Source organism: Vibrio sp. NC2, assembly GCF_025195005.1.
Lineage (GTDB): Bacteria > Pseudomonadota > Gammaproteobacteria > Enterobacterales > Vibrionaceae > Vibrio > Vibrio splendidus.
On the sequence record NZ_JANVFC010000005.1, the window covers coordinates 207193 to 217422 of the forward strand.

At 46.1% G+C, this 10230-nt stretch carries 8 protein-coding genes; 7 read left to right on the forward strand and 1 reads right to left on the reverse strand.

Annotation, left to right across the window (positions count from 1 at the left end; all coding sequences use genetic code 11):
- The first annotated feature begins 146 nt into the window (after nt 1-146).
- The 7 genes from NX845_RS09925 (at nt 147) to hflX (ending at nt 8492) form a co-directional block, all read left to right on the forward strand.
- Nucleotides 147-875: a response regulator gene (locus NX845_RS09925; RefSeq protein ID WP_102491838.1), complete on the forward strand. Its 729-nt coding sequence runs from the start codon at nt 147-149 to the stop codon at nt 873-875.
- A gap of 72 nt (nt 876-947) precedes the next feature.
- A complete protein-coding gene (locus NX845_RS09930) occupies nt 948-2393 on the forward strand; it encodes an ATP-binding protein (protein ID WP_017076787.1) in 1446 nt (481 codons plus the stop codon).
- A gap of 111 nt (nt 2394-2504) precedes the next feature.
- Nucleotides 2505-3752, forward strand: coding sequence for an ABC transporter substrate-binding protein (locus NX845_RS09935; RefSeq protein ID WP_004736057.1), 1248 nt, complete (start codon nt 2505-2507; stop codon nt 3750-3752).
- 181 nt (nt 3753-3933) lie between these two features.
- Nucleotides 3934-4872 carry a carbohydrate ABC transporter permease gene (locus tag NX845_RS09940; RefSeq protein WP_010439457.1) on the forward strand — a complete coding sequence of 313 codons (939 nt, stop codon included), beginning with the start codon at nt 3934-3936 and terminating at the stop codon, nt 4870-4872.
- Nucleotides 4869-5726, forward strand: a complete 858-nt coding sequence (locus tag NX845_RS09945; protein ID WP_004736059.1) for a carbohydrate ABC transporter permease — start codon at nt 4869-4871, stop codon at nt 5724-5726. The genes NX845_RS09940 and NX845_RS09945 overlap by 4 nt, the downstream gene beginning before the upstream one ends.
- A 6-nt stretch (nt 5727-5732) precedes the next feature.
- Entirely contained in the window at nt 5733-6845 is a 1113-nt protein-coding gene (locus NX845_RS09950) for an ABC transporter ATP-binding protein (RefSeq protein ID WP_004736060.1), read from the forward strand.
- Nucleotides 6846-7124: 279 nt separating this feature from the next.
- Complete coding sequence (hflX, locus tag NX845_RS09955) at nt 7125-8492, forward strand: GTPase HflX (RefSeq protein WP_017076784.1); 1368 nt, start codon at nt 7125-7127, stop codon at nt 8490-8492.
- 98 nt (nt 8493-8590) lie between these two features.
- Here hflX and pfaD read toward each other — a convergent pair whose 3' ends face one another.
- On the reverse strand, nt 8591-10228 hold the full coding sequence (gene pfaD, locus NX845_RS09960; RefSeq protein ID WP_260256792.1) for an eicosapentaenoate synthase subunit PfaD: 1638 nt from the start codon (nt 10226-10228) through the stop codon (nt 8591-8593).
- Between the last annotated feature and the right edge of the window lie 2 nt (nt 10229-10230).

The following is a 10230-nucleotide window of genomic DNA, read 5'->3' on the forward strand; positions in this document are numbered from 1 at the left end:
GATTAAGCCCTAAAGATTCAGATAGAGGTCACTAAGTTGTGATCTTTATCTGTTCGTTCTTCTAACTTTACAAACATGTCAATAATCAAATAATCGGCCAGCCTATACACTATGTGAATAAGTTGTAAATTTAATAGGTTTGGGCGATGCCAACAAATACTCGAATTCTCGTGGTGGATGATGATCAAGAAATCCGCGAGCTGCTGGAAGAGTACCTCACAAAATCGGGTTTCGATGTCTCTTCTGTTGGAGACGGTGTTGAATTAGAAACCCACCTGCAAAGCCAAGGTTATCCAGACCTGATTCTGCTCGATGTTATGCTCCCCGGTGACGATGGTTTTACCTTGTGTCAGCGAGTTCGAAAGCAATCCAATGTGCCAATCATCATGCTGACAGCGGTATCGGATGAAACCGATCAAATTATTGGTTTAGAAATTGGTGCCGATGATTACATTGCCAAGCCATTTAGTCCGCGCCAATTAATGGCTCGTATCAAAGCGTTATTACGACGTGTTCAAGTAGTGGATGACAAGCCAAGTGATGCACTGCCAAAGCAGATTGTTTTTGGTGATTGGACGCTCGATACACTCGCGCATAGAATTTCTCACAATGAAAACTCAGATGAAATGGATTTGTCGGGCAGTGACTTTTCTTTGTTAATGCTGTTCTTGACTCGTCCTAATGAAGTTCTCGACCGTGACACCATCTCTTTCGCCACTAGAGGCCGCGAAGCGCTGCCTTTTGAACGTGGTATTGATGTGCAGCTTAGTCGCCTGAGAAGTCGGCTGGGCGACAGTGGTAAATACCCTCACTACATCAAAACTATGCGCGGTAATGGCTACATTCTTGCTGTGCCGGTTCAGTATGAACACTAAGCATGACCTACTGTTAATGAAGTAATGCTAATAAAGTATTTCCAATGAAGTATTCCGGATGAAATATCTCGTATGAACTGGATGAGTTGGTTGAAACCAAATTCGTTAGTCGCAAGAACCTTATTGTTGACGCTGTTAGCCGTGGTGATAGCTCAAGGTATCGCAACGTCTATATGGTATAGCGAATCAAAACACAAAGAGCTAGAAGGGATTCGTTCTGCGTCGTCGAGCATGGCGAACATGTTTGCTTCAACGGTGACTTTTTTCCAATCTCTACCCGTTAAATATCGTCATATCGTGCTGGATCAAATCCGCAATATGGGGGGAACGCGTTTCTTCGTTTCTTTCAATAAAGAGGCTTTGATTGTCGAACCGATCCCCGATACCCGTTTAAAAACCGCCTCGATTGAAGCGATAGAAAGTGTTTTGAGTAGCAAACTCAATAAAGTGGCGTCAGTGCGGGTTGATTTTTCTCGTCCTGAACACCTTCGCTTGCTCAAAAATGACATCTATTTAAGCGATCTCCCGCGATCTTGGGCACATCATACTTTAACGTTAGAACCGCTGAATCCACCCATTCTGGTTGTACAAATCGAATTGACCAGTCATGAATGGGTATACATTGCGGCATTGTTGCCTGCTCCATATGTGAAACTCGACGATACGATTCTTGGCAGAGAGCAGGTGATCTTCTTAGTTTCTTCAACGCTTATTCTGCTGGTTCTAACTTACTTGATGATTCGTCGCCAAGTGCGTCCTCTGAAAAAGTTAGCAAGAGCAGCTAATGAGATGAGTATGGACATTCAGCAACCCCAACTGAAAGAAGAAGGGGCGACTGAACTGGTCACTGCAACCCGAGCCTTTAATCGCATGCAGCAACGGATTCGTCGCTATGTTGCCGACCGAGAGCACCTTTTTTCTGCGATCTCCCATGACTTAAAGACACCAATAACACGTCTAAGATTGCGTGCAGAGTTGTTGGAGAGTGAAGTAAAGAAAGACAAATTCAATAAAGATCTCGATGAGCTCGAGATGATGGTCAAAGGTGCTTTACAAGCGGTAAGAGACACCGATCTACACGAGAATAATGCCATTATTGACCTCAATGAAATGGTGCTCTCTGTGATTGAATCTCATAACCAGTACCAAACAAAGGTAGAGTTCGAGCCGGTCGTCATTGAGCCATTGGTCGCGAAACCACTGGCGATTAAGCGTGTACTGACCAACTTAATCGACAACGCAGTTAAGTATGGTTCATCTGCCGTAGTGGAAGTTAGTGGTGATGAGCTTTGGGTGGTCGTGACTATTCAAGACCGTGGTAATGGCATTCCAGAAGACAAACTAGAGATGGTCTTTGAACCTTACTTTAGGCTTGCAACCGACGACCAAGGACACGGACTTGGCCTCGGGATCTGCCGAAATATCCTGCACGGACACGGCGGAGATCTCATTATTCGCAACTCCTCTCAAGGCGGCTTAGAAGCCAAAGTCTATATCCCAACAGGCCTAGAAGTGTAATGTAACAATTGTGTTACATAGGGCTTACCTTTTGTTTCAATCTTATCAATCAGAATAAGTAGACTCTTTATTGAACCGGACGTCGAGTCCGCTAAAACATGGAAGATAATAATGAAAATCAATAAAACCCTACTTACTCTATCTCTTCTTGCTGCCTCAACATTTTCTCAAGCTGGTGAAGTGGAAGTGCTTCACTGGTGGACTGCCGGTGGCGAAGCGAAATCCGCAGCGGTACTGAAAGAGATGATTGAAGAACAAGGCCATACTTGGAAAGATTTTGCTGTTGCTGGTGGCGGCGGTGAAAGTGCGATGACTGTTTTGAAAACTCGAGCAGTATCGGGCAATCCTCCATCTGCCGCGCAGATCAAAGGTCATGATATTCAAGAGTGGGGTGGTTTAGGTTTTCTAACGTCTCTCGATGCGACTGCTAAACAAGAACAATGGGATGAGTTACTGCCAGAGGTGGTGACTAAAGTGATGAAGTGGGATGGCGAATATGTGGCGGTTCCTGTTAACGTTCACCGCGTTAACTGGCTTTGGGCTAACCCTGTTGTTTTAGAAAAATCGGGCGTTACGGTTCCAACTACGTTAGATGAGTTCTTTGTTGCTGCAGACAAGATTAAAGCAGCTGGCTTCATTCCATTGGCTCACGGTGGTCAACCTTGGCAAGACGCTACCGTATTCGAAGCGGTGGCTCTTGATGTTCTAGGCAGTGAAGATTACAACAAAGCGTTCGTTGATCTTGATATGGACGTATTATCTGGCGACAAGATGGTGGAAGTCTTCACCAAGTTCAAAAAGATGCGTGACTACATCGACAGCAACTCTCCAGGTCGTGATTGGAACGTAGCAACTTCAATGGTTATCAATGGCGAAGCCGCGATGCAGATCATGGGCGATTGGGCGAAAGGTGAGTTTACTGCAGCAGGCAAAGTGCCGGGTAAAGATTACATCTGTGCACCAGCTCCAGGTACTGACGGCCAATTTACCTTCAACATCGATAGCTTTGCGTTCTTTGAGTTAAGTGACAAAGAGAACCAAAAAGCGCAGCAAGACCTAGCGAAAACCATTCTTACTAAAGACTTCCAAGAAGTCTTCAACCTTAACAAAGGTTCTATCCCTGTACGTCTAGATATGGACATGTCTAAGTTTGACCAATGTGCGTTGGACTCAATGGCAACCTTCAAAGCGAGTGCTGAATCTGGCGATCTTGTTCCAAGTATGGCTCACGGCCTAGCGACAACAAGCTACGCTCAAGGCGCGATCTATGACGTAGTGACCAACTTCTTCAATGAGAAAGATGCCGATCCGAAACAAGCGGCAGCTAAGTTAGCAAAAGCAGTGAAAGCGGCTATCTAATCTAACTTGATAAGCGACACACAACGCACGTGAGTGACGGGTTGTGTTGCTTTATCGAACCCCCAGGGTGGGTAGGCTCGTAGGGAGCCTATCTGCTCTTCACTCCCAATTCTAATATGCGTGATGCTGATGTGGTGCCGAAAGGTAAGCCATTGGCTCGATTGTGCAACAAGGATAAGTTATGGAGCATGTTTTGACTGAGTCGACTCCAAAACCCACAAGGAGCCAGCCTGCACCGAAACCGAGTTTTGCTGACAGGTTGCAACATTGGTTACCTAAAATTGTGCTGGCGCCAACAGCGTTAGTGACCGTGGTGTGTATCTACGGTTATATATTTTGGACGGCCGCATTGTCGTTCACCAACTCTCGATTTCTTCCGAGCTTCAACTTTGTTGGTTTAACCCAATATGAAAAGCTGATGGATAACGATCGTTGGATTACCTCTATCACCAACCTCGGTGTGTTTGGTTTTCTATTCATGGCGATTGCTATCTTGCTAGGTGTTGGTTTAGCGGTATTACTTGACCAGAACATCCGTCAAGAAGGCGCGATTCGCACTATCTATCTCTACCCAATGGCGTTGTCATTCATCGTGACAGGTACGGCTTGGAAATGGATTCTTAACCCGGGTCTTGGCATTGAAAAGCTGATGCAAGACTGGGGATTTACTGACTTCAAATTTGACTGGCTCGTCAATTCTGAAATGTCGGTTTACACCTTAGTGATTGCAGCACTTTGGCAGTCTTCTGGATTCGTGATGGCGATGTTCTTAGCAGGTCTGCGTGGCATCGATTCTTCAATCATCAAAGCGGCTCAAATCGATGGGGCAAGCTTACCCACTATCTATCTCAAAATCATTTTACCTTGCTTGCGCCCTGTGGTTTTCAGTGCGGTGATCATTACTTCTCACATTGCAATTAAGAGCTTTGACCTTGTGACGGCAATGACGGCAGGCGGTCCGGGTTATTCATCGGATCTTCCAGCGCTATTCATGTATGCCCACTCATTTACTCGTGGTCAAATTGGCCTTGGTGCTGCCAGCGCCATGATGATGCTTGCCGGCATTTTAGCGATTCTCGTGCCTTATCTTTACTCTGAACTTAGGGAGAAAAAGTCATGATGAATAACATCAATTTTGCTCGAATCTTTATTTATTCAGCACTGCTTTTCTTCTGTTTAGTGTACCTAATGCCATTGTTCGTAATGGCGCTGACGTCATTCAAAACTCTGCCAGACATCAAGGCGGGCAACCTGATGAGTTTGCCAAAAGAGTGGGTGTTCGATGCTTGGTATAAAGCGTGGGACACCGCTTGTACTGGCGTGAAATGTGAAGGCATCAAAGGCTACTTCTGGAACTCGTTCCAAATGGTGATTCCTGCGGTTGCGATTTCAACATTGCTCGGTGCATTCAATGGCTATGTCGTGACGAAATGGCAATTCAGAGGTTCAAACCTGTTCTTTAGTTTGTTGTTATTTGGCTGCTTCATTCCATTCCAAGTGGTGCTACTACCAATGGCAACCATGCTCGGCAAGATGGGGCTAGCGAACACAACCATCGGCTTGGTGATTGTGCACGTTATCTACGGTATGGCATTTACCACACTGTTTTTCCGTAACTTCTATATCTCGATTCCTGATGAATTGATCAAGGCGGCAAAGCTCGATGGTGCTGGCTTCTTTACGATTTTCTTCAAGATCTTATTACCGATCTCGACACCAATCATTATGGTGACGGTGATCTGGCAGTTCACCGCGATTTGGAATGACTTCTTGTTTGGAGTGGTCTATTCCGGCTCAGATACTCAGCCGATCACCGTGGCATTAAACAACCTAGTCAACACCAGCACTGGCGTTAAAGAATATAACGTCGACATGGCTGCCGCGATCATCGCCGCACTGCCAACGCTGTTGGTGTATGTCTTCGCAGGAAAATACTTTGTTCGTGGCCTAACGGCAGGATCAGTAAAAGGATAATTACCCATGGCAACATTAGATTTAAAACAGATCCGTAAAACCTATCGCAACGCGGACAACGAAACGTTAAAGGGCATCGACATCAGTATCGATTCGGGGGAATTTTTGATACTTGTCGGCCCTTCGGGGTGTGGGAAATCCACCTTGATGAACACCATCGCTGGGCTAGAAAATATTAGCTCGGGTGAGATTGTCATTGATGGCATAGACGTGGCGCAGGTTGAACCTAAAGATCGCGATATCGCGATGGTATTCCAGTCGTACGCCTTGTATCCAAACATGACGGTGCGTGGCAATATCGCTTTCGGTTTGAAGATTCGTAAGATGCCGCAGCAAGAGATTGATGCTGAAGTAAATCGAGTGGCAGAAATGCTGCAAATCGAACAGTTGCTTGATCGTAAACCGTCGCAGCTTTCTGGTGGCCAGCGTCAACGTGTCGCGATGGGACGCGCTCTGGCTCGTCGTCCTAAGCTGTATCTGTTTGATGAGCCGCTTTCTAACTTGGATGCCAAGCTGCGTGTTGAGATGCGTCATCAGATTAAACGTCTGCACCAGAAGCTGAATACCACGATTGTTTATGTAACCCATGATCAAATCGAAGCGATGACTCTCGCTGATCGCATCGCAGTAATGAAAGACGGTGAACTGCAGCAGTTAGGCACACCACAAGAGATCTACACCAAGCCAAACAATATGTTCGTAGCGGGCTTTATGGGGTCACCATCAATGAACTTCATTAAAACCATGGTGGACTTGGATGAGGAACAGAATCCGATTATTAAAGTGGTCGGTACCGCAGATCAAGAACACCACATTCGTTTGCCACAAAGTATGCGCGACCAAGATGGCAAAGAGTTGGTGATAGGACTACGTCCTGAGCACATTACCGAGCAGCAGGGTGACGATGTTTCTGCCTCTACAAAGCTAGACTTACAACTAGAGGTATTGGAACCGACAGGGCCAGATACTATTGCGATGGTTAAAGTGAACGACCAAGAAGTCGCGTGTCGTTTATCGCCAGAATTTGAAGTGTCCGTTGGGCAAATGGCACCGCTGCATTTTGACCTATCCAAAGCGGTATTCTTCGATGCTCAAACCGAAGCGAGAATCGATTTCTAACTTCTAGTTGCTGAGTTAGTTTAACAATCAAAGTTCATGTCTAAATCAAAGGTAGTATCACCAATTAGTAATAAGTAACGTGGTGCTGCCTTTTTCGTTGTCTATACTTGCTTTTTATTCCTTATAAAAACAGAGGGGTAAACTATATATATGCTTCTACTGCAATAATATTGTGATTTAGTATCCCTTAGCTCTATAAAGCTGACGTAGAAACGCGTAGGATCACACTACTTTAGATCAAATACTAGGTTGCACTTTGGTGCATAGACAGAATAAAACATGAAACTAACAGCAAAACCAGCGGCGAATAACGCTTTACTTATTTCTATTACGACACCGGATTTTAAAGGTGACGAAGCAAAAGAGTCTCTTGCCGAACTTGCTCGCTTAGTGACAACCCTAGGGTTTAAAGTAGTCGGTACGCAATCGCAACACCACAGCTCATCACAACGACAAAACGTGTTGGGTGCCGGTAAGCTTGCTGAAATTGCACACCTAACTGGTTATCAAGGCTCTATTGAAGAAGCAGAAGATGAAGACTTTATTGATGAGTCGTTTGATTTTAATGTTGAAATCGATGAGCTAGATTTTGATGATCTTCCAACGGGCAACTTCCAATACGGTGCCGCTGATGTTGTGGTCTTTGACTGTGATTTAAGTCCATCTCAAATGCGTACTGTTGAGGCGAGTTTGGGTGTGGAAGTATTTGACCGTACTGGCATCATCATCGAAATCTTTAGCCGTCACGCTCGTACTCGTACTGCTCGTCTGCAAGTTGATATCGCTCGTCTAAACTACTTAGTGCCACGACTTCGTGAAACGGCTGAAGGCGATAAAGAACGCCAAATGGGTCAGGGCGCAGGTGAAACTTCACTAGAGCTAGACCGTCGTAACGTACGTGACCAAATTGCTGCGCTTAAGCGTGAGCTAGTAAGCGTACAAGATGAAATGAAGACTCGACGCACAAGGCGCGCGGAGCTTTTCACTGTTGCTTTAGTTGGCTACACCAATGCCGGTAAGTCTTCGATGATGCGTGCAATGACCGCAACCGAAGTGGTGGGTGAAGATAAACTGTTCGCAACGCTAGACACTACGGTTCGTGCGCTTCAGCCAATCACTCAACCGCGTATCCTTGTTTCAGATACCGTTGGTTTCATCAAGAAATTGCCACACGATCTGGTTGCTTCATTCCACTCAACGCTAGCAGAAGCGCATGATGCTTCACTGCTTTTGTATGTGGTTGATGCTTCTGACGTTTCGTTCCGAGCTCAGCTTGATGTCGTACACGACGTATTAGCACAAGTGGGTGTTGAAGGCAGCGAAAAACTATTAGTGCTTAATAAGTGCGATAGATTGACTGAAGAACAGCAATTAGAGCTGATCGAAGAATTCCCAGATGCGATGCTGACGTCGACTCGAGATCCTCTGGATATCACGAAACTGCACAAGTACATCGTTGGTGTTGCTGAAGAAGGCATGATCGAAGAAGAGATCACTATCCCTTATTCTGGACAAGGCATCATCGGTGAAATTCGCTCAAATATGAGTGTGGTTAAAGAAGAGTACGACTACGAACACATCAAATTAACGGTTCGTTCAAGCGCCATTGATTTAGCGCGACTGAAAAAGCGTATGCAGAAGTCTTAATCTTTTAGCTAGCTTAAGAAAAATGACCAAAAGAAAAGCGACCCGTTAAGGTCGCTTTTTTTTATTCGTTGAGCTTAATTAACGCTGTATTGAAATGCCTATGCCATTCTTTGCGTCGGCTTCCAACGTGCTAGTTCTGGGTCAAGCTTGATACCTTGCGAAGTCAGCAGGTTAACACGTGCTAAGTAAGCCGCACCGTGCATGAGGTGCTTAGCAAGGTCGACCGCATTACGCTGTTGGTAATCATCTAGGTAGCTGTCTTTCGCCCAAGCGTTGAATGCGCCAAGTGCCGGGCCAGCCCATACTTGATAATCCATCTCACGACCTTGTTCACCTGTGTTTGACCAACGGCTCGAAAGACCCAAGTACCAACGGAAGATCAACGCCATCTTACGCTTCGGGTTGCCTTCAGCTCGTTCGATCTGTTTAGGGTCGCGCTCGTTAAAGTGCGCCACAGTCCCCGCCCAAATGTCATCCAGTGTTGAACGGAATACTTGCTTCTCAAGCTTTAGACGCTCTTCTACTGGAATCGCCTCAATAGAATCGTAACGTGTGTATAGCTCATACAGTTTGTTGGCACGCATTGGGAATAAAGTGCCGCGCTTAACCACCTGCAGTTTCACGCCCATTTCGAACATGTCTGCCGCCGGAGCCATAGTCACGTCAGCCATTTCGGTTGTCGAAAGCAGCTTACGTGTGTGTTCGCTCGCGCCAGCCTCAACACACGCTTGGTTGATTGAACCGGTAACAATGTATGCCGCACCCATGTTAAACGTCGCTAGAGCAGCGTCAGGTGTGCCTACGCCACCACCACAACCGACACGTAGCGGTGTTTTGAATTGATATTGAGCTTGGATTTGCTCTTTCAGCGCAAGAATCGTTGGCAGTAGAGTAACCAGTGGGCGGTTATCGGTGTGACCACCAGAATCGGCTTCTGCGGTAATGTCATCAGCCATAGGAACCAGCTGTGCCAGTTCCATCTGTTCTGCTGTGATTCGACCTTCATCAACCAAAGCTTGCAGCATTTTCACAGGAGCAGGTTGCATGAACTTACTTGCGACTTCAGTACGGCTTACCTTAGCAATAACTTTGTTGCCAATCTGAATCTCACCTTGTGCATCGCGGCTAAGACCTGCAGCACGGTAGTGAACGATTTGCGGCGTTAGACCTAAGAAGGCAGAAGCCTCAACCGTTTTCACTTTGTGCTTCAAAAATAGTTCAACACTGCCACGTTCTAGCGCGGGTTCGCTTGGGCTGTGAATCAGGTTAAACGCGTAAGGGCCGTTTGGTAATGCAGCCTGAATGCGGTTGATCGCTTGCTCAACGCGAGACGGGATTAAGCCCGCCGCGCCAAATGAACAAAGAATGCCAGCTTGGCCAAGCGCAATCACCAACTCTTCAGATGAAATTCCGTTTGCCATTGCGCCTGCATAGTAAGCGTATTTCACGCCATGACAGCGACGAAAATCTTCGTCACCTAGGCTTTGTGTACCAAGAGCCGGAGCAAAAGCGCTAACAGGTTGGTTGTTCGCTGAACTTGCTGAATCGCCCGATGTAATTTCCGCTTGTTGGCTTACGCCTAAGCCTTTTTCTGGGTGGTTCACAACGTAACAAGCAAGGCTTAAATCTTTCAAGATTGTCGACATTGCTGCGTTATCGAAACGCGTTGTGTTCTCTTCGATCTGCCAAGGCCACGGAGATAGCTTTTCGTTATTGATAGTGGTTTGAGTTGTCATAA

Excerpts from the sequence above, each read along its gene's own strand:
- NX845_RS09925 (WP_102491838.1), top strand. The coding sequence starts at position 147 with ATGCCAACAAATACTCGAATTCTCGTGGTGGATGATGATCAAGAAATC.
- NX845_RS09930 (WP_017076787.1), top strand. The coding sequence starts at position 948 with ATGAACTGGATGAGTTGGTTGAAACCAAATTCGTTAGTCGCAAGAACC.
- NX845_RS09935 (WP_004736057.1), top strand. The coding sequence starts at position 2,505 with ATGAAAATCAATAAAACCCTACTTACTCTATCTCTTCTTGCTGCCTCA.
- NX845_RS09940 (WP_010439457.1), top strand. The coding sequence starts at position 3,934 with ATGGAGCATGTTTTGACTGAGTCGACTCCAAAACCCACAAGGAGCCAG.
- NX845_RS09945 (WP_004736059.1), top strand. The coding sequence starts at position 4,869 with ATGATGAATAACATCAATTTTGCTCGAATCTTTATTTATTCAGCACTG.
- NX845_RS09950 (WP_004736060.1), top strand. The coding sequence starts at position 5,733 with ATGGCAACATTAGATTTAAAACAGATCCGTAAAACCTATCGCAACGCG.
- hflX (WP_017076784.1), top strand. The coding sequence starts at position 7,125 with ATGAAACTAACAGCAAAACCAGCGGCGAATAACGCTTTACTTATTTCT.
- pfaD (WP_260256792.1), bottom strand. The coding sequence starts at position 10,228 with ATGACAACTCAAACCACTATCAATAACGAAAAGCTATCTCCGTGGCCT.